Below are 23,510 nucleotides of genomic sequence, written 5' to 3' on the forward strand. Positions count from 1 at the left end.
GTTGGATAGATTCTTTCGTTCGTTCCTGGCTTAGGCGGTGTCCGCCGCGGAGCCCTCGTCACGTGACAGGTTGATGCCAAGGGAGGAACCAGCCTGATCAAAGTCGTCGTCATCGCCGTCGAGCTCCATCGGGGTGCCGTCCGTCGAAAGAACCTCGACGTTCAGGCACAGCGACTGCAGCTCCTTGAGCAACACCTTGAACGACTCCGGAATACCCGGGTCAGGGATGTTCTCGCCCTTCACGATGGCTTCGTACACCTTCACGCGACCAACCACGTCATCCGACTTGATCGTCAACAGTTCCTGCAGCGTGTAGGCGGCGCCGTATGCCTGCATCGCCCACACCTCCATCTCACCGAAGCGCTGGCCACCGAACTGGGCCTTACCGCCAAGCGGCTGCTGGGTAATCATGGAGTACGGACCAGTAGAGCGAGCGTGAATCTTCTCGTCAACCAGGTGGTGCAGCTTGAGCATGTACATGTAGCCGACGGAAATCGGGTACTTGAACGGCTCGCCGGAGCGGCCGTCGAACAGCGTGGTCTTGCCGTTCTCATCGACCATGACGTCACCGTCGCGGTTCGGCTTGGAATTCGCCAGCAGACCAGCGATCTCCTCGTTCGTCGCGCCGTCAAACACTGGGGTCGCGGTGAGCGACTCCGGCGGGACGTCGTACAGGTGCTCAGGCAGCGTCTCGAGCAGCTTAGCGTTCGCAGGATCGTCCGGGTTGACCGTCCAACCAGCCTTCGCCAACCAGCCGAGGTGCACCTCGAGGACCTGGCCAATGTTCATACGACGCGGCACACCGTGGGTGTTCAGGATGATATCCACCGGAGTACCGTCCGCCATGAACGGCATGTCTTCCTGCGGCAAAATCTTGCCGACGACACCCTTGTTACCGTGGCGGCCAGCCATCTTGTCACCGTCCTGGATCTTGCGCTTCTGCGCAACGTAAACGCGAATCATCTCGTTGACGCCTGGCGACAGATCGTCGTCGTCCTCGCGGGAGAAGCGACGAACCGCGATGACCTTACCGGTCTCACCGTGAGGGACCTTCAGGGACGTGTCGCGGACCTCGCGAGCCTTCTCGCCGAAGATGGCGCGCAGCAGACGCTCCTCCGGAGTCAGCTCGGTCTCACCCTTCGGGGTGACCTTACCGACCAGGATGTCGCCGTCGCGCACGTCCGCACCGATGCGGATGATGCCGCGCTCGTCGAGGTCCTTCAGCACGTCCTCGGACACGTTCGGAATCTCGCGGGTGATTTCCTCGGCACCGAGCTTGGTGTCGCGGGCATCAATCTCGTGCTCCTCGATGTGCACGGAGGTCAGGATGTCATCCTCAACCACGCGCTGGTTCAGGATGATCGCGTCCTCATAGTTGTGGCCTTCCCACGGCATGAACGCAACCAGCAAGTTGCGGCCGAGCGCCATCTCGCCGTTCTTGGTGCCCGGACCGTCAGCCAGCACCTGACCAGCCTCAACGCGCTGACCGTGGTCAACGATCGGGACCTGGTTGTAGCAGGTTCCCTGGTTCGTACGCTCGAAAGTGCGCAGCATGTACGTGTCCTGGATGCCCTCGTCGTCCATGACGGTGATGAAGTCACCGGTCACGTTCGTGACGACGCCAGCCTTCGCCGAAATAATCGTGTCACCCGCATCGTACGCGGCGCGCTGCTCCATGCCCGTGGCCACGTACGCAGCCTCAGAGCGCAGCAGCGGCACAGCCTGCTTCTGCATGTTCGCACCCATGAGGGCACGGTTCGCGTCGTCGTGCTCGAGGAACGGAATCATTGCCGTTGCCACGGACACCATCTGGCGCGGGGAAATGTCGAGGTAATCGACGCCCTTCGGGCCGACGACGCCGATGTCGCCGTCCTTCAGACGGACCTCGATACGCTCACCGGTGAGGTTGCGGTCCTTATCCATTGGGGTCGCCGCCTGCGCGATTGCGTAACGGTCCTCTTCGTCCGCGGTCAAGTAGTGGACCGTATCGGTCAGCTTGCCGTCTTCGACCTTCTGGTACGGCGTCTCAATAAAGCCGAACGCGTTCACGCGTGCGTAGGAGGAGAGCGCACCGATCAGACCAATGTTCGGGCCTTCAGGCGTCTCAATCGGACACATACGGCCGTAGTGCGACGGGTGGACGTCGCGGACCTCAATGCCGGCGCGCTCACGCGACAGACCACCAGGGCCCAGCGCTGAAAGACGACGCTTGTGCGTCAGCCCAGACAGCGAGTTGTTCTGGTCCATGAACTGGGACAACTGGGAGGTACCAAAGAATTCGCGGATCGCCGCGGAAACCGGACGGACGTTGATCAGCGAGGTCGGCGTGATGGACTCCGCGTCCTGCGTCGTCATGCGCTCGCGCACAACACGCTCCATACGGGACAGGCCAACACGAACCTGGTTCTGGATCAGTTCGCCCACCGTGCGCAGACGACGGTTACCGAAGTGGTCAATGTCGTCCGTATTAATCGCGATGACCTCGCCCTCCGGGGAAGTCATTTCGGTCTCACCTGCGTGCAGGCGCACCAGGTACTCGAGGGTGGTCGCGATGTCTTCCTCGGTCAGCGTCATCAGGCCGTCGTGGTCGCCGCCAAGACCGAGCTTGCGGTTGATCTTGTAACGGCCAACTCGTGCCAGGTCGTAGCGCTTCGCCTTGAAGAACGAGTTCTCCAGCAGGGACTGCGCGAGGTCGCGCGTCGGCTGCTCGCCCGGGCGCTGCTTGCGGTAAATCTCCAGCAGCGCCTCGTCGGTGTTCGCCACACCGTCGTTCTCGAGGGTGGACATCATGATCTCGGAGAAGCCGAAGCGCTCCGTGATCTGCTCCGTCGTCCAACCAAGCGCCTTCAGCAGCACCGTCACTGGCTGACGACGCTTACGGTCAATACGCACACCAACCGTGTCACGCTTATCGACGTCAAACTCCAACCACGCACCGCGCGAAGGGATCACCTTCACCGCGTGCAGCGGCCGCTCCGTCGACTTATCAATCGTCTCGTCGAAGTACACGCCCGGCGAACGCACCAACTGCGAAACAACAACACGCTCAGTGCCGTTGACGATGAAGGTGCCCTTGTCCGTCATCAGCGGGAAATCACCAATGAACACCGTCTGAGACTTAATCTCCTGGGTTTCATTGTTGATGAACTCCGCCGTCACATACAACGGCGCGGAGTAGTTAATATCTTTTTCTTTACACTCGTCGATCGTGTCCTTGACATCTTCGAAGCGCGGCTCGGACAGCGTCAGGCTCATGTTGCCCGAGTAGTCCTGGATTGGAGAAATCTCTTCGAGAATGTCCTCCAAGCCACTCGTGATACGCGCGTCGGCGCCGCGAGCTTCCTGCTCACGCTCACGCCACTCCTGCGTACCAACAAGCCACGCGAAAGATTCAAGCTGTACATCAAGAAGACCCGGGACAGCGATCGGCTCTGCGATCTTCGCGAACGAATAACGTTCGGGAGCCCCGGGAGTTTCAGCCATTGACATGGTCTGGTTTGAGACTGCCAAGTTGGGTCCTTCCAGCACCTAAGGCGGACGCCGATCTCTACTCTGGCTCTGTAAAAATCGGCGTTTCCGCTGGGTAGATTAGCATTCGGTCTGCTTCGGAATACCCGCCCCCAGAGACAGCAAAATCACCTTGTCAAGTCAGCGCTTCGAAAATTCTCGACGCCAACAAAGCAAGGTTGACATAGCGGACTGGAGACGGCTTCCAGTGCACCGAATGAGTTTACACAATGCACCCAATGTTGTAAAGGGCAGCAACAATCCCCCGATTCAATGCCGTCGCGGGGAAGCTTAGCACTAAACGCAGGCGCGACGCTAACGCCGACGCGGCCACAACGCGCCAACCAGACCAATCAAGGTCAGCGCACCACCCAAACCGAGCACGCCCCATGTGAAGGCTTGCTGCGTGGAAGGTCCGTAGGCGCCGTCGAGAAGCGAGATGAGCTCGGCCGTCTGCTGCTCGTCCATCGCGGCGTCGTAGGAAACAATGCCCTGGACCTCATTGCCGTCCACGTCAGCATAATAGTCGTTGACGCGCTCCTGCATCCCCACGACCACGCCGGTGATCTGATCAACCAACAACTCGCGCTGCGCGCTATGCGTATAGAACGTGCGGACCGGCTCACCTTCTTCCCCTTCGACGGTCAACGTGTTTCGCATATCCGCGTACCGCTGCGCCACGTTCGTTGGCGCAATGACCTGCCGGAACCGCAGCACCGTGCGCCCAGCAACCGATTCCTCTGCGACGAACTCCGCGGGAGCAGCCCCACGCAACACCGGGTCGAACACCTGGTACGTCTCCTGCTTTACCGGCGACGGCAACTTCAGCCACGACCCCTCCACCGGGACATCGACGGCCGGCATCGCCATCACAAGCTGGACCTTTGCCGGGCCCTGCGCCTCACCGGTTTCACGGTCCAACGTATACGTCCACGTGCTCGCGCCGACAAGGTTTTCAAAGTCCGTACCCGCGTCCCCCGCACGCAACGTGTCCCCCACGCGCACGCTGGCAGAGTCCTTGCCCGCCGGATTCTGCACCTCCATGTGCAGCTGGTGCACCACCGGGGCCGGCTCTCCCTCGCGGGTGCCGTCGGGATCGGCCATCGTCAGCGTTACCGCCCCAAGGTCCAGCGGTAGCTTCGCGCCCGAGTTCAGCACACGCGGAGCCAGCAGACCGCCAACCAACAACGCAATACCGAGGCCCGCCAACAACGAAGCAATGATCCTGGATTTGGGCAGCATGGTGCGAAATCTTAGCACACAACGCGAAACACCCCGCCAGCCACAGTACGTGGCGACGGGGTGATCGTCGAAAAGCTATGCAGCCTGCGAGATTACTTGAGGGTAACCTTTGCGCCAGCCTCTTCCAGCTTGGCCTTTGCAGCCTCTGCATCGTCCTTGTTTGCGCCCTCGAGGATAGCCTTTGGAGCACCCTCGACCATTTCCTTGGCGTCCTTCAGGCCCAGGCCCGGAACGAGCTCGCGGACAACCTTGATGACACCGATCTTCTTGGCGCCAGCGTCCTCGAGAACAACGTCGAACTCGTCCTTCTCCTCTGCAGCAGCAGCGTCGCCGCCAGCAGCGCCCGGAGCAGCAGCAACAGCAACTGGTGCAGCAGCGGTAACGTCGAAGACCTCCTCGAATTCCTTCAGGAACTCGGAAAGCTCGATGAGGGTCATTTCCTTGAACTGCTCAATGAGCTCGTCCTTAGACAGCTTAGCCATGGTGGCTTCCTTTCTATTGGTGGGCGGTTAGCCCAAGTTTGTAAGTGTGTTATGCGGCGTCGTTCTGCTTGTCCTGCAGCGCAGCGACAAGGCGAGCCGTCTTGGATGCCGGAGCCTCGAACAGCCCAGCAGCCTTTGCCAAAGAACCCTGGAATGCGCCAGCGAGCTTTGCAAGCGTGGTCTCGCGGTTGTCCATCTCAGCGATGGCATCAACCTGAGCGGCGTCGATGGCAGCGCCATCCATGTAGCCACCCTTGATCACGAACGCGTCGTGATCCTTGGAGAACTTCTTCATGACCTTAGCAGCGTCGACAGCCTCGCCCTTAATGAAAGCGATAGCGGTCGGGCCGGTCAGAAGCTCGTCGAGACCCTCGATGCCGTGCTCGTTCGCAGCGATCTTGATGAGGGTGTTCTTGGCGACGTGGTATTCGACATCGAAGCCGAGATCGCCACGAAGAGTCTGCAGCTGACCAACGGTCAGGCCACGGTACTCCGTCAGCACGATGGAGCTAGCAGCGTCAAACTTCTCCTTCAACACAGCAAGCTCGCGCTCATTCTTCGGATTTGCCATTACACACGCCTCCTTCCAATAACTTCATGTCCTTCAATCCGCCCGGGACACAAAAAGTGCCCCGTGCAGAAGCACGAGGCACCATTAGAAAGGTAGGCCACGTTCCTCCTGCGTGGGTCGACCCCTGGAGAGGGGTACCTTCGGCCCCGAAGGGCGACCGACGGTCTTCGGTGAAACTTGAGCTCGGGTATTACCCGTTCAAACTTCGTTGTGGAACCCTACACGTCTTCCTGCGTGCGCGCAACTCCGCGCAACATCCGCACCGCCACCACGAACAACGCAATGCCTCCCAGCAGCGCCATCAAGCCAACACCGAGGATGAGCCCGCCCCAGAAACCGCTGGCAGCCACGCCCGTCGCGGGTTCCTCCTGCGCTGCTCCCTGGTCGAAAGATGAGACGATGCCACCGCCACCAGCCTGTATCGGAGCGTCCGGGATCGCCCTTCTTGTCGACGTCGGCTTCGCCCCCGTCGGCTTTACCGCCTGCCGCTTTGGTGCCGACGTTGTTGTGGACTTCTGCGCCGGTTTCTGCGCCGTCGTCTGCTTTGGTGGCGCCTGCTTGGTCGCGGCCTTCGCTTCCGTCGCACGCACAGTATTTATTACAGTGCGCGGTGGCACTGGCTTTGACGGCGCAGTCGTTGCTACTGGCCGTAGCTTCTGGCCGAACTTGCTCAACTCCTCGTCGATTGAGCGGATCCCCTTCGCCAATGCACCCATCCACGTGTCGCTGGTCGCTGCATTGGAGCCGCACGAGTCCAGCTCACGATACCCGCTCGCGTGCTGTTCGCGGGCCGTCGCGATGGCGGCGTCGCCGACCGCGAAGACCGCAACGAGCTCCGCGGAGTCAAACGCGAAAGTCACGGCGTAAAGCCCAGGCTCGGTGAATCCGAATGCCTGGTGGTCATGGGCGTTCGCCGGGTAGCTCAGCGTGCGGGACTTGTCGCCGGAGTCCAGCTCGAGCTTCGCGCCCTGCAGACCCTCGTGCCAGGTGTACATACGGCCGGGTCCGGCGACAGCAGTAATGCGGACGGTGGCGGGGGCTGGGTGGTGGGTTGTCGAGAACCCGAGCCATGGCAGGTCCGCCTTCTGCGACTGCGGCAACACCCACATGCGCTCGGGGCGGGTGGGGAACGTGTCGCGCAGCGTCGCAGGGATGTCCTGGCGGGCGCGGTCGGGAACCTCGAAGAGGAAGGTGCCGCTGGTGTGCCGCGCGGGGTTGTTGGGGTCGCGGTCGTCGATGAGCGCGGCCTCCCCCGTATCGACGGGCCCCATGTCCATATGCCCGTTCGCGATGAACACCTCCGGGCGGGTGCGCAGCGCGTCGCAGTGCTTCGCAGCGGATGCGGGTGCCGGTGCCGCGGTTGTCACTGGTGTTGTTGGTGTTGGTGTTGGCGGTTGCGTCGGTGATGGAGTGGGCGTCGATAGTGCGGGGGTGCGAAGTCCCGTCGTGGTGCCCTCCGGCAAACCGACGTCCGCGTCGGTGCCAACCAGCCAGTACTGGTCGGTCCAGCCGGTGTACTCAGTCTCACCGTTGGTCAGCTCGGCGCGACCCTGCCAACGCAGCTTATAAACGCCGGGCTTCGTAAACGTCCAGTTGAAATGGCCGTGCGCGCCAACCTCATACTCGACGGTGCGCATCTGTTCGTCAGCGCTATTGAAGAGGCGCTCAGCCGGCGAGGCGGCGTTCTTAAAGAAGATCTGCACATCACCCGGACCATCGATGCCCAGCAGGTCGAAGTACATCATGTCGTCTTTGAAGTTGCTCGGCACAGCACCCGGCAGCTCGTGCGCCGGGTCAAATGCACCGATGCCGGACCAGATGGGGCGCCAATCATCGGTGAAATCCGCGTGCTGGGGCGCGAGCCACACCTGACTGCCCGGAGCGCCCAGAAAATCGAGGGAGCCATCATCCGGGATGGTGAGGCGGGAGACGTCATTGCCGTCGGCGTCAGCGTCGAGAGGCAGACGGAAGCAGACGTCGCGCTGGTCGGTGACCTGCTGACCGTCAACCGCACCAATGGACAGCTGGCCGTCGAACCGAGTGCCGTAGAGGGCGTCGTTGTGGGAGTGGTACAGCAACTTACGGCCAGCGCATGGGTGGTCAAGGTCCTCCGGGAGGACGACGCCATGCCCAGGGTCACCGGGCTGATGCCCGGCAGGCGTGGTCGCGTGCGCCGGGGTGACAGTAAACGCGATCAGCGCAACCACAAGGATGAGTCTGCGGATCATGCCCGCACCCCTTTCCTAGCGAAGAGCCAACTCGCACCGAAGATGGCAGTCACACACAGTACAATCGTTGCGCCGGTCGGCGAGTCAAACGACCACGCCAGCCATACACCAACCACGCTGCCTACCACGCCAATCAGCGCGGCGAGGATCATCATGGTCTCCAGGTTGTCTGTAAACAGTCGCGCGGCGGACGCCGGGGTAACCAACAGTGCCAACACCAGAATGTTGCCGATCGTCTGCACCGAAACCACCACCGCGGCCGTCACACACAGGTACAACACCAAGTCCAGGAGCGCGACGCGCACGTTCATCGCGCGCGCCGTCTCTCGGTCGAGCGCCACCGCGGTCAGCCACGGCCGTAACACCACCACCAGCGACACAATGACAGCACACGTCGCAGCACTGACTATAAGGTCGCGCTCACTCACACCTGTCAGCGAACCAAACAAGAACGAACTCAGCGACGCTGTGTAGCCCTCAACGCGCGAAATAATCACCAGGCCAAGCGCGAACGCGGCCGCAAACACAATGCCAATCACCGCGTCTTCTTTCAGCGCACGCCGTTGCGATAGCACTGCAATCAACACCGCCACGATCAACCCGGCAACGGCCCCACCGAGCAGCACCGACACCTGCAGCGCGAACGCCAACGCAACACCCGGAAACACGGCGTGTGCCACCGCATCCCCGATAAACGCCATACCGCGCAGCACCACAAAACACCCAACGACCGCGCACAACACGGACGCCAACACTGCCGCCGTCAACGCGCGCGGCAAGAACGCCAGGTGCGGGTTGGCCACGTCAGCCAAGAATTGCAGAAACCCGATCTCAAGCACGGGATACCTCTTTCACATGTGTTTGCAGCGCCGCCAGCCATGGCGAATCCGGGCCGACGCCGAACGTGTCCATCCAGGGGCGGGCGTCGTCAAGATCAGCGGGAGCCCCGTCCGCGACGATGCCACCGCGGAACAGCAGGAGGCGATCACAAGAGTCAACAGCCTCCACGATGTTGTGCGTGGACATCACGATCGCGATTCCGCGGGAAGCCAGCTGACGAAACAGCGCTAGCAGCTGCTCAGTAGACGGGATATCGAGGCCGGTGAACGGCTCGTCGAGGAACAGCGCGCCTGGACGACGCACCAGGGCGCGCGCCACCAATACGCGTTGGCGCTGCCCTCCGGAAAGCGCCGCGATCGGCCGGTGTGCCAGGTCTTGGAGGTTCACAGCTTCGAGTGCTTCCGCCACAGCTTCGTGGTGCTCCGCCTTAGGCCGCGCGTACCACGGGCGCAGGTCAAGCGTGGCGTTCATGACAGCGGACGCGACATCGATCGGGAAATCCCAGGCGACGTCGTGACGCTGCGGGACGTACCCCACCACTTTGCGCACCGCGTGGCCCGTACACTCCCCTACCCGCACCGTTCCGGCTGTGCCGGGAATCAGGCCGAGCGTTGCACGCATCAGCGTGGTCTTCCCCGCCCCGTTCGGACCGAGCAGCGCGACGAACTGCCCGGCAGGCACAAGAAGATCAACTCCCTCAAACACCGGGCGACCCGGGTACCCGGCGCGCAAGCCTCGCACCTCTATAAGCGGTTGCGTGCTCACGCGCGACGCTCCTTCCGAGAACGCGCCACTAGAAGCGCCACCAGCGCGAGCACCAACACGCCGATCACCCCACCAGCGATCAGCCCCGCATTCAGCGTGCTCTGGCTATCTGCCTGTTCTTCCGTCGCAGCACCCTCGCGCCACGGCCCGTTGAACTGCGCGGACTGCGCCGCCGCTACGTCCGTCCCGTCGCCTACAGCCACGCGCACCAACTGGTCGTCCGTGTGAACGGTGCCAGCGTCATCCTTCACCACTGCTCGCACCCCGACCAGGTGCACTCCCGGCTCGGTGAAGACCCAATTGGCGTGGGTATGCGTGTTCGGCTCCACCCACATTGGCTGCACACCCGGCTCAGTAGTCGTCCACAGCAACTGTGGTGCGTGGAACCCGCCCGGTTGCAGGAACAGGGAGAACTCGCCTGGCCCTTCGTGTCCGCCGAACTCCAGGCTCACGCCGTTTCCGGAGTGTTCGAGCAGGCTCGCGGCCTGCGTGTTCCACCCCAGCCACGGCACCCCGGCAACCTCAGTCTGTGGGATCACCCAGACGTCTGCACCTGGCTTTGCGCCGGTGAAGGCGAAGTCGTCGCCGTCGGGGAGGGTTTGCTTCGCGGCATCGGTCACGCGGAACACCACGTCGTCGAGGTGACGCCATACGGGCGGTTGCTGTGTGTCGTCGCGAGCGAGAAATTCAAGGGTATCCCCGTTGAATGTCGCGCCTAGGTCGACGTGACCGGCGTCAATAACTGTGTGCTCACCGGCTGGCGCAATCGCCTCATCTGCGCTGACCACCTGTTGTAACGCAGGATCGTTGTTGGCGGCCTGCGCATTCGCGATCGCAGGAGTTGCCACGATCATCGCAGCAACCATCAGTGGGGTAATTCGAAGTTTCATTGTTCGCTCATTTCTCATTTCGTCCGAGGCACCTGCGTATCGACGCAGCATTCGCCTCCACAAGGTGTATATAGGTATCGGCTGGCCCAGACCCCGGAGGATCCAATGTGTCGCCCCAGATTGGGCATACCTCTATGCCAAGCCGGGCGGCGGTTTCTGTCAGCACTGTGCTGCGCCCCGCCAACTGTGGTTCCAGGAAGACCGCGGGCACGTGCAGATTCTCCAGTGTGCGGGTGAACGCGATGACATCACGCGGGCTCGGCTCCACGCTGGGGTTTGGCGTGACAAAACCTGCAACTCGCATTCCATATGCCCGCGCGAGGTAGGCGTATCCATGGTGCGTAGTCACCAGGTTGCGTTGTTCCTCCGGAACCGCGGAGACAGACTCGTGCATCATTTCATCCGCTGCGTCCAGTTTTTGCAGGTAGTCGCGGGCGTTTGCCTGGTAGATTTCCGCGTGGCGCGGATCCACCGCAGCCAACTCGTCACGGATTACCTGAACGATCGCTTTCATCGCCCGAACGTCGTGCCACACATGCGGGTCCAGCTCACCATGCACGTGATTGCCCAGCACCGCCTGCGGGAGCAGGTAGGTTTCCTCCCCCGGTGTACCGAGGAATCGGAAGGGGCGCTCCGGAGGGATCGGCTGCAGGGTTGTATTCGGCACTGTGACGGCTACGTTCACTGGATCCATGCGGCCGTCGTCATCCGAGTTGAGCACGAGGTGAGCCGCACCTTGCCCATCAAGCTCTGTTGTAATGTCGACGTGCCCCTTCTCCACCGCGTGCAACCCCGGCGTTACCCGCGCGGGATCCTGCCCCACAACGACCGTCACCGTCGACTCCGCACTTGCGCGCTCAGGTGCACCGACGGCATCGCGAATATGCGATTCAAACGTCAGCTTGTACACGCCTGGCTTGGAAAATGCCCAGCTCAAGTGAGTATGCGCGTCAACCGGCAGGGTCTTTACGTCACGGCTATCCAGCCCGTCGTGAGAGTTGAACACCACCTCCGGGGTGCCGAAGGTTCCCAGGATGAACGCAAAAGTGGCACCGGGGCCGTCAACATCTACAAGGTGTAAGTCCGCGACTCCCGTCGTCGGGAGCTGTTGGCCCGTATCCACCCGCAACCCGAGCCACACCGCATCTAGGCTCGCGTCCTCCACAAGCGGAATCGGCGCAAACCCGTACCGTTGCGCCTCCTGCGCAAGTGCCACGACCGGAGTCGTGTCACGCACGGTCGCCGCAATCGTATTCGTTAAAGACTGTGGCTCCAACAACAGTCCGTTGGTAAAAATGGCATCCGCATACGCGATGTCGCGTGTGGCATGCAAGCTCGGTTCGTAGCTGTGTGGATCAACCCCACGAGCCATCAGCGTGTGCACATCAGCCACATCACCTGCAACGTTTTGAACCGCATCCGCCAAAATAGGTGTCGACGCCACCACCGACGCCTTCCCCTCTCCCACCGACTGCCCTTCCGGTGCGCTACACGCCCCGAGCAGCGCCACGCACATCAGCACAGCGGCTCGTTGAAAAAACTGGATCACCGGTGGCCACCGAAACCCCACGCTGCGGCGACACGACGGCGCAACGACGCATCCAAACACAACCAACCCGCACCAAAGACAAACACGCCCAAGCCGAGCACAGCCACCGGCAGCGTCATCACTGTCGTACCCGTTTCTGCAAGGGCCCCACCGCGTTGCGCGGGAGCAACATCCTGCTGCTGGTGATCTTGTGATTGCAACTGAGTCTCTCCCTGATCAGGCGCTGGATTCGCGTTGCTCGCCGCCACTGGCTGCGCGCACTCGCCCTCCTCGTCAAAGACGGAGCCAAAGTCGAAGTGACCATCGTTCGCGTTACCGGCGCCGCCAATGTCAAAGGTGAGCGTCGCCTCCCCGCTCACCGGCTCGCCATTACTCGTCGTCGCGCTTTGACGAACTGTCACCGTGTAAGTCCCCGGAGCACTGAACATCCAGTTTGGATGCACATGTGAATTCGCAGGAATGGTATGGCTGCCCTGCGCCTGCCCATCGACGCCACGGAACCACTCCTCGCCCACGACCTGACCGAGCCCACCCTGTGTGAACACAAACATGGCACCGGGTCCATCAAAATTTGTAATCTCCCAGGCCACATCCCCAGAAGTGTGCTCAAGCAGCGACGGATGCTGCGTATTCGCTCCAAGCCATGGCACACCGGCTTGCTGAGTTGCACCGATCATCCACGCGGTACCGGCCGGAATTGGCCCGACTGGATTGGAGAGCTGTTGCTTTGCTGAATCACCCAGCCCAAAAACGAGTTCTGCGGGATCGCGCCACTCGGCCGGAACAGTGCGGTCGTCTTTCACCATCGGGTGCAGTGTCGGGTGGCATTCCGCCGCGAAAGCAGGCGTCGACATGGAAAGGAGCAGTAATGTCGCGGCGAGCGCTCGCAGAATCTTGATGACAAAAAATTTCACCTAATGAACATTATTTTCATTAGCGTTCGCATGCAAGTCATACGTTATCCACAGGGCACTTCAGAAAACGCCACACAAGAAGAAGTTATCCACAGGTAGCGTGAAAAGCCTTTCCCAGGCGTTCTGCAACCACATATGTTCAGGTTATGAACTTCAAGACATTCCTAGAATCCATGTCCACGCAGGCACTCGACGTACTGGACGGCTTCGATTACGAAGCCGCCATCGAAGCAGGCGTCGATCCAACACGAGCCCGCGCCTGGCGCCAGCTCCACGACATCTACTTCGGGCCCACAAAATCCCGACAAAAACAGCGACTCGCTACCGAAAAGGCTCGACGCTACGGCTTCTCACTCGACCAACTCGCTATGATCGAACGGCGCTTACGCCCCATCAAGTCCGCGCGAACACGCACCAAACTGCGCCTCGTACTCCTCGATACCAAGGGCACATACAAAAAGCTCAGCGAACGCGCAAAAGCACTTCTTCCGAACAACACCAAGCACCAAAACGACCGCCTCACATTTTCGCCTTCCCGCAATGGGCGCCGCACCATGACGCTCACCACCAACGAGCGCGACCTCGCCGACCTTGAACACGCCCTCACCCAAGACATGGACCCCAAGACGCCACCCACGAAACACATGCTGCGCAGATTCCTCGACATCATACGTGGCGACGGCCGTTCCGTCCCCCACGCAGTCCCCCGACCTCTCTTGCTCATTCCACTCCCCCAGTGGATCCAAATACAGCGCGGCCACGGCGACGAGACCACCCTCACCCTGACCGATGGCACCACCATGACAGGCGCCGAATACCTAAACAGCCACGTCGCCACCACCGAGAACGAGCTCGAAGCCGCCGTCTTCCACCCACAGCACGGGGCAGTCAACCTCTACCGGACACAACGCCTCGCAAATGACAAGCAGCGCGCTCTGGCCCGCGCCGTTACCCCCGGCTGCCCAGTGCCTGGATGCCGCCATGCAGCCGACGCCTGCGAAATCCACCACATCACTGCATGGCAACACGGCGGGGAAACGAACATCAACAACCTGTCGCCATTGTGCCGCTACCACAATCGCGTCAACGACGACGACCCCCAACGAGCACGCCGAGGTCGCATCGAAATTGTGGACGCACAACCGCTCTGGCACTCACCACGCGGCTACTCCGCCCCAAACCCAGTCCACCGACCTGGTGCGATGAAAATGTTGTACACATAGCAAAACGCCCACCACGACGGGGCCGAAGTGGGCGTCGAAAAGCTGCTGACTAGAACTGACGCTTCATCCAGTTCACGATGACCTCATTGAACTCATCAGCCTTCTCAACCTGCGACCAGTGGCCACACTGTGCGAAAAGGTGAGCGTCAGCGGACGGAATTGTGTTCACCAGGTCCCACGTGCGCTGCGGCGTAATCACGACGTCTTGCATGCCGTGCACTAGCAGAACCGGGATCTCGACCTTCGACAGCACGTCGAAGTCGAGTGGAAGCTCGGTACGGTCACGGTCACGCGCCTGCACAACCTCCTGTAGGCGATCAGACGCCGTATCGTTCAGCGCGGACTGGTAGCGCAGCGACACGAGCTCATCGGTGATCAGCGACTTATCCACCACGAACTGCTCGAGCGTGTTGCGGATACCTTCTTCGGTCAGCTTCGGGTTCGAATGACCCTTCAGCGCGCCGGTCAACTTCGCCCCACCGGTGCCCATGGAGATGATGCCCTTCACACGCTCCGGGTGGTCGATGATCATCTGGAAGCCAACCCAGCCACCGAGCGAGTTACCAACAATCCAGGTCTTTTCAATTCCCAGGGCATCCAGCACACGGATTGCGTGCTCAACCCACTCGCGGATACCGTACTTGGTGCCCTCAGCTACGACGGTCTGGCCGTAACCAATGGAGTCGATCGCGATGCATCGTGCGTTCTCGGAGATGGTCGGAAGGTTCAGCCACCAGTTCGCGGCTGCAGTCACGCCCGTGCCGGAGCCGTGGAGGAACAGTACTGGTTCGCCCTCGCCGAGATCGTGGTAGTGAGTGAGCTCGCCGGGTGCCGTCTCCAGCCACTTGTCCTCGAGCCCGAAGAATTCGTCAGTCTTGTAATCAGGAATGGAAATTCCAGTCATACAGCCAACATAGCGACGAACCCACGCACACGCCGGAGTGTTCCAGTCCGTGGCACACGATAGACACTATCCGGTTACACTGATCCTATGGTTCAAGACGGAAAACCAAACTCCATCGACAAGGCGTTCGGCATTCTGAAAGCGTTCAAGAGCGAGGACGTCAACGGGGTTGGCGTTTCAGAGTTAGCCCGGCGCGTCGATCTTCCAAAGTCGACGACGCACCGCCTTCTTAACAAGCTGGTGGAAAATGATGCCGTCCTCAAAGCGAACGAGCTCTATCGGCTCAACCCGGCGCTCGGAATGGCGTCAACACCGGAGGTGTATTCCGAGCAAACCGCGCAGGTATCAGAGTTGCTCACACCTTTTTTGGCAGCGCTTTTTGAGCGCACTCGACACACCGTCCACCTTGGACATGTTGAAGGGACGAACGTTCGTTACGCGAACAAGCTCTTTTCCGTCCGTGGTGTGACAGCGCCGTCACGCATTGGCGGCCTCATTCCCGCTTACGCGACTGGCATTGGCAAAGCAATTATGGCGTACGACGAAACGCTTACCGAGCGCATCATCCGTGAGGGGCTCGCACCATGGACTCCGCACACGATCTCAGACCCGGATGAGCTGCGTGAAACGTTGAAAAAGATCCGCGATGAAGGTATCGCCTACGACCTTGAGGAAATTTCGGAAGGTCTATGCTGCGTCGCCTGCCCGATTTTCGGCACCGAGGGCGTACCGATTGCCGCGATGAGCGTTTCCTTTCCCGCAGAAGACTTTCAGCCCAAAACAGTAATCCCGGTCCTCAAAAAGATTTGTGGATCCGGGACTCGTGCGTGGAGAGCGAAGCACGCGGGATAAACCCGCATACGCGCTCTACTTCGCTACTTCTGCTTTGCCAGGTCGATTGCGACGTCGATAATCATGTCTTCCTGACCACCGACGTAACCACGGCGACCGACTTCTTCCAAGATGGTCGCTGCAGGCACACCATAGCGTTCCGCGGCGCGCTGCGCGTGGAGCAAGAAGGAGTTGTAAACGCCAAACTCACCCTGGACGATGGAGCCACGGTCCATCATTGGGAGACGCTCGACCATTGGCTTCAGGATGTCTTCAGCGGCGTCACGAAGCTTGGCTTGATCAACATTGCCGATGTCAATGCCGGTGCGGTTGAACACCGTGGCTAACACCTCGATCGGTGCGTTACCGGCGCCAGCACCAAGCCCATACAGGGTGCCGTCAATTTGGCGAGCACCATTGACTACAGCGAGCAACGAGTTTGCAACCCCGAAACCGAGGTTCTGGTGTCCGTGGAAGCCGACCTGTGCGTCGTCGCCAATCTCTTCAACGACTGCCTTGACGCGGTCCGCGGCCTGGTTCATCACCAGGTAGCCGGCGGAGTCGACCACGAAGACGCACTGACAGCCGGCATCGACCATGATGCGGGCCTGCTTCGCAAGCTCTGCTGGTGGGATGCGGTGTGAAAGCATCAGGAAGCCACCGGTCTCAAAACCAAGCTCCCGTGCTGCCTGGAAGTGCTGGATCGAAATATCTGCCTCGGTGCAGTGAGTGGCAACGCGCACGATGGATGCGCCCGCACTCTTTGCTTCTTTGAGGTCCTTTACGGTACCCAGGCCTGGAAGCATCAGTGCGGCAATCTTCGCATTCTTGACTTCTTCGACTGCGGCTTCGATGAGTTCGATGTCGCGGGTGTGGGAGAAGCCGTAGTTGAAGGAAGACCCGCCAAGCCCGTCGCCGTGAGTGACCTCGATCATTTCGACGCCGGCGTCGTCAAGCGCACGGGCGATCTTTTTCACCTGGTCTTTGGTGTACTGGTGGCGTACGGCGTGGGATCCGTCACGCAGGGTCGTGTCGTTGAGGCGGATTTTGTGTGTCGGGATGCCATCGATGACATCGCTCGCAACCGTGTTCATACTATGCTCCTTGCTTCTGCGCCGACACGAGCTCGGCGTACTTGTTTGCGGTGGCAATTGCTGCCGATGTGATGATGTCGAGGTTGCCGGCGTAGTCCGGCAAGAAGTCGCCTGCCCCTTCTACTTCGATGAGGACGGAAACACGACCGAGTCCGTTCCAGTCGTCGCGGGCTTCTTCGAACTGTGGATCCGCGGTGAGGCGGTAGCCCGGTACGTACTGCTGCACCTTCGCTGCCATTTCTTTGATGGACGCGGCGATCTGGTCTTGCAGTTCGCCAGGAGCCGCGGCTTCTGGAGGTAGGGCACAGTAGACGGTGTTGCGCATCATCATTGGTGGCTCGACGGGGTTGAGGATGATGATGGCTTTTGCGTGTTTCGCGCCAGCGAGTTGTTCGAGGGCGGCGGCAGTGGTTTCGAGGAACTCGTCGACGTTAGCGCGGGTGCCGGGACCCGCGGACTTCGAGGAGATCGACGCAACGATCTCCGCGTATTCGACGTCTACGATGCGAGATACTGCCGCGACAATCGGGGTGGTGGCCTGACCGCCACAGGTAATCATGTTCACATTGTCGACGGTTTCGAGCTCATCCAGGTTGACCGATGGGCAGAAGAATGGGCCGACGGCCGCCGGGGTGAGGTCGATGGCGCGGATGCCTGCTTCGCGGTAGCGCGGTGCGTTTGCTGCGTGTGCGCCCGCCGAGGTTGCTTCAAAGACGAGGTCTGGAAGCGGATCCTGTTGCAGGAGCCAGTCGACGCCTTCGTGGGAGGCCTCGATGCCGTTTTCGCGCGCACGCTTGAGGCCTTCCGATTCTGGATCGACGCCGACCATGTAGCGCAGATCAATGTTGGATTCGTTGTTCAAAAGCTTCATCATCAGGTCGGAGCCGATGTTGCCCGATCCGACGATGGCTGCTGTCATTTTCTTTTGCATTGTGGTGCTCCAAACCTATTTAAACCGGACGTCGATGGCCCCGTATGGGCCGTAGGATACTGCGAGGTGTTGGCCTGCTTTGAAAGCGACTGCGCCGCAGAAGCTACCGGTAAGCACGATGTCACCGGCGCGCAGGGCGGTGCCTTGCTCGTCGAGAATGCCTGCGAGCCACGGCAGCGGGAGCAGCGGGTCGCCCATCACATCCTTGCCGACGCCCTCTCCGACAACTTCGCCGTCGAGCGTCATCGTCGCGTGGACTGTTGCAGCTTCCTCCAGGTCGAGATCGAGCGGGGTCGGGTCCCACACGATGGCGCCGAACGAAGCGTTGTCGGCGATGGTGTCGACAAGGCGGATGTCCCAGTCACGGACTCGTGAGTCGATGATTTCGACTGCAAGGTGCGCGGACTTGACAGCCTTGCGGGCCTCTTCGAGTGTCGCGCCCGGTTCAAGGTCCTTCCCGAGCACGAACGCGAGTTCCGGTTCGACCTTCGGGGAGATGAAGCGGTCGACTGCAATGTCGGTACCGACTTCGTAGAGGTCGGCGTCGGTAAAGAACCCGAAGTCTGGGCTATCGACCCCCAGCTGCTGCTGCATTGCGAGTGAGGTCAGGCCAACCTTGCGCCCGATAACTTTGTGTCCGCGGGCAACGAAGTCTTTTTCCTGGATCTGTTGGATTGCGTAGGCGTCGGCGATGTCAAGGTCGGCGACGACGGTGCGCGGTGGCGCGATCGGCTCGCGGGACGGGTACGCGGCGAGCAGGTCGTTTGCGATGGTACGCAGGGAGTCCTCACGGCTACTCATCTATCTGTCTCTCCTATGATGCGATGACCAGGCCGAAGCCTGCGACGAACTCTGGGATTGGGCGGTAGAACGTGAACTCCGCGTTGACTCCACCGTTGGCGGCGGTCAGCGCGGAAAACGCCGCAACCCAGGTACGCACCTCGTGCGAGGAGTGACCGGCTTCGTCGTCCATGGTGTCGGCGTCGTAGGCGTCGAATCGCGTCGATTCGCCGGAGATGCAGTCCGCCATGAACTTTTCGTCCCACTCTGGGTTGATGTCGATGATTCCTGCATTTGCGGCACCTTCTTTGCCGGCGGCGATGACGCGAGCTTCACGAGCGTCGCGGTCGGCCTGGTCCGGGTGGCCGTGGAGCATGAAGTGCTTCTGCGCGTCGGTTGCGGATGCCCAGCGTGGAAGCGGCGGGTCGTGGGACAGGCCACCGGAGGCAACCATCAGCACCTTCTTATCCTGGGCCTTCGCCCACTTGCCGACGGCCTCCCCCATCACACGGATGCGCTGCATCGCGGTGAACGGTCGGGCGACTCCGTTGACGAAGATCGGGATGACTGGCTTGGCGGTCAGGGAGCCGAAGAGCAGCTCGACAGGCTGTGCGCCGCCGTGGTCGAGAACCATCTGGCGGGAGATTGCCGTGTCGACGTCCTGGTCGATAACGAATTGCGCGAGCTCTTCTGCGGCTGACTCGGGCACGTCGAATGGGCCAGGCGTGGTGAGGTAGTCACCCATCGATTCTGCTTGTAGGCCTACACAGAACGGGGGCATCAGGGTGTAGAAGAACCCGTTGAAGTGGTCCGGCGTGAAGACGATGACCAGATCTGGGTCATATTCTTCCGCGGCTTTGCGGGCTTTTGCGAATGCGTCTTGCAGTACCTCGTTCACCTCTGGTTTTGGCTCGTTGATGCCGAGCAGCGGGCTGTGGGACAGCGCAATAAGTTTTACGCTCATGGTGGCCTCCTTCGGGGCTGGGTTTATCAGCTGTCACATCTGACTGTAGAAGTAGCACATCACACTCCGCGCCCTTGTTCCGGGTTTTGGAACACTAAACCACATACTCAAAAGCAAGAATGTCTGGACTACCCTCGCTCCCTACCCCCGTTCCACAGATTCTGTTCTATTCACCGGAACACATGCGCGAACATAACTGCCCCCATGTAGCTTAAGAATTGTGTGAAGCAAAGAACGCTTCAGAAGTAATTGTGCTTTCTATCACTAGGTGCGAAGGAGTTACCTATGGCAACGCCACCAAAGTCCGGCTTACAGCGGCCGGCAGAATTGGATCAGTGCATCGACGTCAGTGGCATGGTCGACCCTGAAGGTGGCCTGGTAGATCGTCGAGTCTTTACGGACGAGGCCGTCTACAAGCAGGAAATGTCGCGTATTTTTGCCCGTTCCTGGCTGTTTATCGCCCACGAGTCGCAGTTCCAGAAGCCGGGCGATTTCTTCCAGACGTACATGGGCGAAGACCCGGTCATCGCGACGATGAACAAGAAGCGCGAAATCCGCGTGCTGCTCAACAGCTGCCGTCACCGCGGTGCCCGCGTGTGCCGCGCCGACCAGGGCCGCACGAAGATGTTTACCTGTACGTACCACGGCTGGGCGTACGACCTCGACGGTAACCTCGTCAACCTTCCTGGCAAGGAGCAGTACGACGAGAACTTCTCCCAGGACGACTGGCCGCTGGTCACGGTGCCACGCGTGGAGTCCTACAAGGGCCTCATCTTCGCGAACTGGGACGAGAACGCCGAACCGCTCGAGGATGCGCTTGGTGATATGCGCTGGTACATCGACGCATTCATGGACCGAGACTCTGAAGGCACCTACGTCGTTGGTGGCGTCACTAAGTGGGTGCTCGACGGCAACTGGAAGTTGGCAGCGGAGCAGTTCGCTACTGACTGGTACCACGTCAACATGTCGCATGCCTCTGCGCTGATGGTGATGTCCCCGTCGGGCAAGGGCCCGAAGAAGGAGATCGCGGAGCGCACCGGTGTGCAGTACCACGACGACCACGGCAACGGCGCGGGCTTCCCAGTCCACCCGAAGAACCGTTTCGACGCCCAGCCGGTCCACGAGTACTACGACTACGACTTCCTGCGCGAGCGCCTCTCCCCTGAGCAGGTGATGGGCCCGATGACGAACGGCCACGCAACCGTGTTCCCGAACTTCTCCTACCTTCCGGTCAATGGCTCGATCCGCGTCTGGCATCCGAAGGGCCCAAACAAGATGGAAGTTTGGGCGTGGACTGTCCTGGACCGTTCGATGCCGGAGGATGTGGCTCGCGCGCAGCGCCTGTACAACCTGCGCACTTTTGGCCCGTCGGGCATCTTCGAGCAGGACGACGGCGAGAACTGGTCTGAGTGCCAGTCCATCGCGCATGGCTTCATGGTTGGCAACACCCCGCTGAACTACCAGATGGGTATGGCCACGGTCGGCGAACGTGAAGGATTCCCCGGCACTACATCCGAACTGTATTCAGACGCTGCTGGTCGTGCGCTGTACCGCCGTTGGCGCGAACTGATGTCGACCCCAGCTTGGCACGAGAAGTAAACCAAACACACCCTCGAAAGGAACCGAATTACCATGGCTGAACCAGTAAAAGTTGCTGACCTGGACGATCTCGAGCAGGAGGAAGGCTTCCTGGTCACGGAGGAAATGTCGGGATACGACAAGCCGATTGCACTCTTCCGCACCGAAGACGATGAGGTGTACGCCCTCGACGATATTTGTACCCACGAAATCGCTCACCTGTCTGACGGCTGGGTCGACGGCACAATGGTTGAGTGCCCGGTGCACTCCAGCCAGTTCTGCATGAAGACTGGCGCGGTGCAGTGCATGCCAGCGACCGAGGACACCAACACGCACAAGGTTGAGCTGCGTGGCGAAGAAGTCTGGCTCTACCCAGGCGTGCCTGCTGAAGGAGCCGACAAGTGAGCAGCACGACGATCGTAGGCGGCGGAATCGGCGGCTTTACCGTCGCTGATGAGCTGCGCAGGAACGGTTACACCGGCGAGATCACGATCATTGATCCGCTTGGTGTTCCGTACGACCGCCCACCGCTGTCCAAGGACTACCTGACCAACGAGAAGACGCGCGCTGAGATTGAGTTCCGCCCGGCGGAGTGGCTCGAGGAAAACAGCATTGTGCTGAAGCAAGCCACCGTTGAGCGCGTTGAGGCGCAATCGAAGAAGCTGGTGCTGGAGGGCGGTGAGGAGGTTGCGTACGACAACCTCGTGATCGCCACTGGTGGTACTGCTCGTCGCGGCAGTGCGCCGGGCTTCGATAGCGACAACGTCGTGGTGCTGCGCACTACTGAGGACGCGGATAAGCTGCGCTCGCTGATCGGCCCAGGCAAGAAGCTTGGCATCATTGGCGCTGGCCTTGTTGGTGCAGAGGTCGCGTCCTCTGCACGCAAGCTGGGCGCGGACGTGGTACTCATCGACCCTGCGCCGGTATCCCTGGTCCCTGCTGTCGGTCCTGAGCTGGCGCAGCGCCTCCACGACATGCACGCGGAAAACGGCGTGGAGTTCATCAACGCGATGACCTCCAGCATCGAGGAGTCTGACGGCAGGTTCCACATCGGCCTCGACGGCCACGACGCCGTCACGGTTGACGCTGTGTTGCTGTGCATCGGCATCATCCCGGAGACGGTCCTCGCGGAATCCGCTGGCCTGGAGACCGATAACGGCATCCTGGTGGATGAGCAGCAGCGCACGTCGAACTCCTCCATCTGGGCTGTGGGCGACTGCGCCCGCACCCGCCTCGAGGATGGCACGCTACTTCGCCGCCACGAGCACTGGGACTCCGCAATCCAGGAAGCAAAGACAGCCGCCGCCTCAATTATCGACGGCCCGTCTCCGAAACTTTCCGCGTCCTGGTTCTGGTCCGACCGCTACGGCATCCACGTTGAGGGCACCGGCGACATGACTATCCCTGGCGAAACCATCATCCGCAATGACGCGGAGGGTCGCCCGGCCGTCGCGTTGCGCCTCGACGAGAACGGCGCCCTGGTTGGCGCGGCAGCAATCGAAGATTCGATGGCTGTTCGTGCGGCACGTCGCATCATCGACCGCGGTATTGCCGTCGATAAGGACAAGCTGGCTGACGCATCGATTCCTCTGAAGAAACTTGCTCGATAGCTACAAGAAAGGAATGGACTCGTGACTGACTTTCTACGTCGCGACGACGTGACTCCCGGGGAGCGAGTGGACCAAACCACCTACTTCGATCTCCAAAACATGTACTACGACGAAGCCGCCCTCCTCGATGAGGGACGCTACGTCGACTGGCTGACCCACTTCGACGAAGACCTCTTCTACTGGGCACCAACCCGCACGAACCGCCTCCGCCGCGAGCAGGCCCTCTCCATTTCGGACGAGGACGGCCCGGCCTTCTACGACGAAACCTACGACTCGCTAGCGTGGCGCATCCGCCGCTTCGACTCCGGCATGGCGTGGGCTGAAGACCCGCCGTCGCGTACGCGCCACCTGATCACGAACCTGATCGCACGGCACGTCACCGTCGGTGAAGGCGCCGACGCCGTCGAGGCGCTCGAGGTCCGCACCAACTTCTACGTCTGGCGCACTCGCCTCGAGCGCGAGCAGGACCAGTTTGTGGGCACCCGCACCGACCTGCTTCGCCCCGCGAAGGACGGTGAGGACGGCCCGAAGTGGAAGGTCTTTGACCGCCGCATCCTGCTCGACATCAACGTTCTGAACTCCAAGAACATCTCTACCTTCTTCTAAG

Annotated in this window: 21 protein-coding genes; 6 read left to right on the forward strand and 15 right to left on the reverse strand. The window is 60.9% G+C overall.

Annotated features, from left to right (window positions below; all coding sequences use genetic code 11):
- Nucleotides 1-30: 30 nt before the first annotated feature.
- The 10 genes from rpoB to JMN37_RS02895 all read right to left on the reverse strand — a co-directional run bounded on the left by rpoB (nt 31) and on the right by JMN37_RS02895 (nt 12,988).
- Entirely contained in the window at nt 31-3,528 is a 3,498-nt protein-coding gene (gene rpoB, locus JMN37_RS02850) for a DNA-directed RNA polymerase subunit beta (protein ID WP_252930983.1), read from the reverse strand.
- 294 nt (nt 3,529-3,822) lie between these two features.
- Nucleotides 3,823-4,749, reverse strand: a complete 927-nt coding sequence (gene pgfA, locus JMN37_RS02855; protein ID WP_071572794.1) for a cell envelope lipid trafficking protein PgfA — start codon at nt 4,747-4,749, stop codon at nt 3,823-3,825.
- A gap of 92 nt (nt 4,750-4,841) precedes the next feature.
- A complete protein-coding gene (gene rplL / locus JMN37_RS02860; protein WP_070363121.1) occupies nt 4,842-5,231 on the reverse strand; it encodes a 50S ribosomal protein L7/L12 in 390 nt (129 codons plus the stop codon).
- A gap of 49 nt (nt 5,232-5,280) precedes the next feature.
- Nucleotides 5,281-5,802 (reverse strand): 50S ribosomal protein L10, encoded by a 522-nt coding sequence (rplJ, locus tag JMN37_RS02865; protein WP_070363122.1) that lies wholly within the window; start codon nt 5,800-5,802, stop codon nt 5,281-5,283.
- A 218-nt stretch (nt 5,803-6,020) separates the two neighbouring features.
- Nucleotides 6,021-8,030, reverse strand: coding sequence for a choice-of-anchor M domain-containing protein (locus JMN37_RS02870; RefSeq protein ID WP_071572795.1), 2,010 nt, complete (start codon nt 8,028-8,030; stop codon nt 6,021-6,023).
- Nucleotides 8,027-8,869, reverse strand: coding sequence for an anchored repeat-type ABC transporter permease subunit (locus JMN37_RS02875; RefSeq protein ID WP_071572796.1), 843 nt, complete (start codon nt 8,867-8,869; stop codon nt 8,027-8,029). The genes JMN37_RS02870 and JMN37_RS02875 overlap by 4 nt, the downstream gene beginning before the upstream one ends.
- Nucleotides 8,862-9,635 (reverse strand): anchored repeat-type ABC transporter ATP-binding subunit, encoded by a 774-nt coding sequence (locus tag JMN37_RS02880; protein ID WP_071572797.1) that lies wholly within the window; start codon nt 9,633-9,635, stop codon nt 8,862-8,864. Before JMN37_RS02880 ends, JMN37_RS02875 begins: the two co-directional genes overlap by 8 nt.
- On the reverse strand, nt 9,632-10,525 hold the full coding sequence (locus JMN37_RS02885; RefSeq protein ID WP_071572798.1) for a choice-of-anchor M domain-containing protein: 894 nt from the start codon (nt 10,523-10,525) through the stop codon (nt 9,632-9,634). The genes JMN37_RS02880 and JMN37_RS02885 overlap by 4 nt, the downstream gene beginning before the upstream one ends.
- Nucleotides 10,526-10,532: 7 nt before the next feature.
- Nucleotides 10,533-12,074, reverse strand: a complete 1,542-nt coding sequence (locus JMN37_RS02890) for an anchored repeat ABC transporter, substrate-binding protein (RefSeq protein ID WP_252930984.1) — start codon at nt 12,072-12,074, stop codon at nt 10,533-10,535.
- Nucleotides 12,071-12,988, reverse strand: a complete 918-nt coding sequence (locus JMN37_RS02895; protein WP_071572799.1) for a TIGR03773 family transporter-associated surface protein — start codon at nt 12,986-12,988, stop codon at nt 12,071-12,073. Before JMN37_RS02895 ends, JMN37_RS02890 begins: the two co-directional genes overlap by 4 nt.
- 146 nt (nt 12,989-13,134) lie before the next feature.
- Between JMN37_RS02895 and JMN37_RS02900 the strand changes: the two genes are divergently transcribed.
- Nucleotides 13,135-14,211 (forward strand): HNH endonuclease signature motif containing protein, encoded by a 1,077-nt coding sequence (locus JMN37_RS02900; RefSeq protein ID WP_070477514.1) that lies wholly within the window; start codon nt 13,135-13,137, stop codon nt 14,209-14,211.
- Nucleotides 14,212-14,260: 49 nt separating this feature from the next.
- On the opposite strand, the gene JMN37_RS02905 is transcribed toward JMN37_RS02900, so the two are convergent.
- Nucleotides 14,261-15,115 (reverse strand): alpha/beta fold hydrolase, encoded by an 855-nt coding sequence (locus JMN37_RS02905; protein WP_252930985.1) that lies wholly within the window; start codon nt 15,113-15,115, stop codon nt 14,261-14,263.
- A gap of 87 nt (nt 15,116-15,202) precedes the next feature.
- On the opposite strand from JMN37_RS02905, the gene JMN37_RS02910 reads away from it, so the two are divergent.
- A complete protein-coding gene (locus JMN37_RS02910; protein ID WP_071572800.1) occupies nt 15,203-15,967 on the forward strand; it encodes an IclR family transcriptional regulator in 765 nt (254 codons plus the stop codon).
- 23 nt (nt 15,968-15,990) lie between these two features.
- Here JMN37_RS02910 and dmpG read toward each other — a convergent pair whose 3' ends face one another.
- The 4 genes from dmpG to JMN37_RS02930 are packed head-to-tail and all read right to left on the reverse strand — an operon-like array spanning nt 15,991 to nt 19,715.
- Nucleotides 15,991-17,040, reverse strand: coding sequence for a 4-hydroxy-2-oxovalerate aldolase (dmpG, locus tag JMN37_RS02915; protein ID WP_070477510.1), 1,050 nt, complete (start codon nt 17,038-17,040; stop codon nt 15,991-15,993).
- 1 nt (nt 17,041) lies between these two features.
- The gene (locus JMN37_RS02920; protein ID WP_071572801.1) at nt 17,042-17,971 is read right to left on the reverse strand and encodes an acetaldehyde dehydrogenase (acetylating); all 930 of its coding nucleotides are present in this window, start codon (nt 17,969-17,971) and stop codon (nt 17,042-17,044) included.
- Nucleotides 17,972-17,986: 15 nt separating this feature from the next.
- Nucleotides 17,987-18,772 (reverse strand): 2-keto-4-pentenoate hydratase, encoded by a 786-nt coding sequence (locus JMN37_RS02925; protein ID WP_252930986.1) that lies wholly within the window; start codon nt 18,770-18,772, stop codon nt 17,987-17,989.
- Nucleotides 18,773-18,785: 13 nt separating this feature from the next.
- Nucleotides 18,786-19,715 carry a 3-carboxyethylcatechol 2,3-dioxygenase gene (locus JMN37_RS02930; protein WP_071572803.1) on the reverse strand — a complete coding sequence of 310 codons (930 nt, stop codon included), beginning with the start codon at nt 19,713-19,715 and terminating at the stop codon, nt 18,786-18,788.
- A gap of 285 nt (nt 19,716-20,000) precedes the next feature.
- Here JMN37_RS02930 and JMN37_RS02935 point away from each other — a divergent pair, with 285 nt between their 5' ends.
- Genes JMN37_RS02935 through JMN37_RS02950 form a run of 4 tightly spaced genes read left to right on the forward strand, consistent with a single transcriptional unit; the run spans nt 20,001 to nt 23,509 of the window.
- Complete coding sequence (locus JMN37_RS02935; RefSeq protein WP_071572804.1) at nt 20,001-21,314, forward strand: aromatic ring-hydroxylating dioxygenase subunit alpha; 1,314 nt, start codon at nt 20,001-20,003, stop codon at nt 21,312-21,314.
- A gap of 33 nt (nt 21,315-21,347) precedes the next feature.
- Nucleotides 21,348-21,698, forward strand: a complete 351-nt coding sequence (locus JMN37_RS02940; RefSeq protein WP_070363135.1) for a non-heme iron oxygenase ferredoxin subunit — start codon at nt 21,348-21,350, stop codon at nt 21,696-21,698.
- Nucleotides 21,695-22,903, forward strand: coding sequence for an NAD(P)/FAD-dependent oxidoreductase (locus JMN37_RS02945; RefSeq protein ID WP_070477507.1), 1,209 nt, complete (start codon nt 21,695-21,697; stop codon nt 22,901-22,903). The genes JMN37_RS02940 and JMN37_RS02945 overlap by 4 nt, the downstream gene beginning before the upstream one ends.
- A gap of 21 nt (nt 22,904-22,924) precedes the next feature.
- Nucleotides 22,925-23,509 carry an aromatic-ring-hydroxylating dioxygenase subunit beta gene (locus JMN37_RS02950; protein WP_070363137.1) on the forward strand — a complete coding sequence of 195 codons (585 nt, stop codon included), beginning with the start codon at nt 22,925-22,927 and terminating at the stop codon, nt 23,507-23,509.
- Nucleotide 23,510 lies beyond the last annotated feature (1 nt).

Origin of the sequence: Corynebacterium lipophilum, assembly GCF_024102595.1 — a bacterium.
In the GTDB taxonomy this organism is placed as follows: Bacteria; Actinomycetota; Actinomycetes; order Mycobacteriales; family Mycobacteriaceae; genus Corynebacterium; species Corynebacterium pseudogenitalium.

Coding starts and splice junctions, on each gene's coding strand:
- dmpG (WP_070477510.1), bottom strand. CDS start 17,040: ATGAACACGGTTGCGAGCGATGTCATCGATGGCATCCCGACACACAAA.
- JMN37_RS02885 (WP_071572798.1), bottom strand. CDS start 10,525: ATGAAACTTCGAATTACCCCACTGATGGTTGCTGCGATGATCGTGGCA.
- JMN37_RS02870 (WP_071572795.1), bottom strand. CDS start 8,030: ATGATCCGCAGACTCATCCTTGTGGTTGCGCTGATCGCGTTTACTGTC.
- JMN37_RS02910 (WP_071572800.1), top strand. CDS start 15,203: ATGGTTCAAGACGGAAAACCAAACTCCATCGACAAGGCGTTCGGCATT.
- pgfA (WP_071572794.1), bottom strand. CDS start 4,749: ATGCTGCCCAAATCCAGGATCATTGCTTCGTTGTTGGCGGGCCTCGGT.
- rplL (WP_070363121.1), bottom strand. CDS start 5,231: ATGGCTAAGCTGTCTAAGGACGAGCTCATTGAGCAGTTCAAGGAAATG.
- JMN37_RS02940 (WP_070363135.1), top strand. CDS start 21,348: ATGGCTGAACCAGTAAAAGTTGCTGACCTGGACGATCTCGAGCAGGAG.
- JMN37_RS02920 (WP_071572801.1), bottom strand. CDS start 17,971: ATGCAAAAGAAAATGACAGCAGCCATCGTCGGATCGGGCAACATCGGC.
- JMN37_RS02905 (WP_252930985.1), bottom strand. CDS start 15,115: ATGACTGGAATTTCCATTCCTGATTACAAGACTGACGAATTCTTCGGG.
- JMN37_RS02925 (WP_252930986.1), bottom strand. CDS start 18,772: ATGAGTAGCCGTGAGGACTCCCTGCGTACCATCGCAAACGACCTGCTC.
- JMN37_RS02930 (WP_071572803.1), bottom strand. CDS start 19,715: ATGAGCGTAAAACTTATTGCGCTGTCCCACAGCCCGCTGCTCGGCATC.
- rplJ (WP_070363122.1), bottom strand. CDS start 5,802: ATGGCAAATCCGAAGAATGAGCGCGAGCTTGCTGTGTTGAAGGAGAAG.
- JMN37_RS02900 (WP_070477514.1), top strand. CDS start 13,135: ATGAACTTCAAGACATTCCTAGAATCCATGTCCACGCAGGCACTCGAC.
- JMN37_RS02935 (WP_071572804.1), top strand. CDS start 20,001: ATGGCAACGCCACCAAAGTCCGGCTTACAGCGGCCGGCAGAATTGGAT.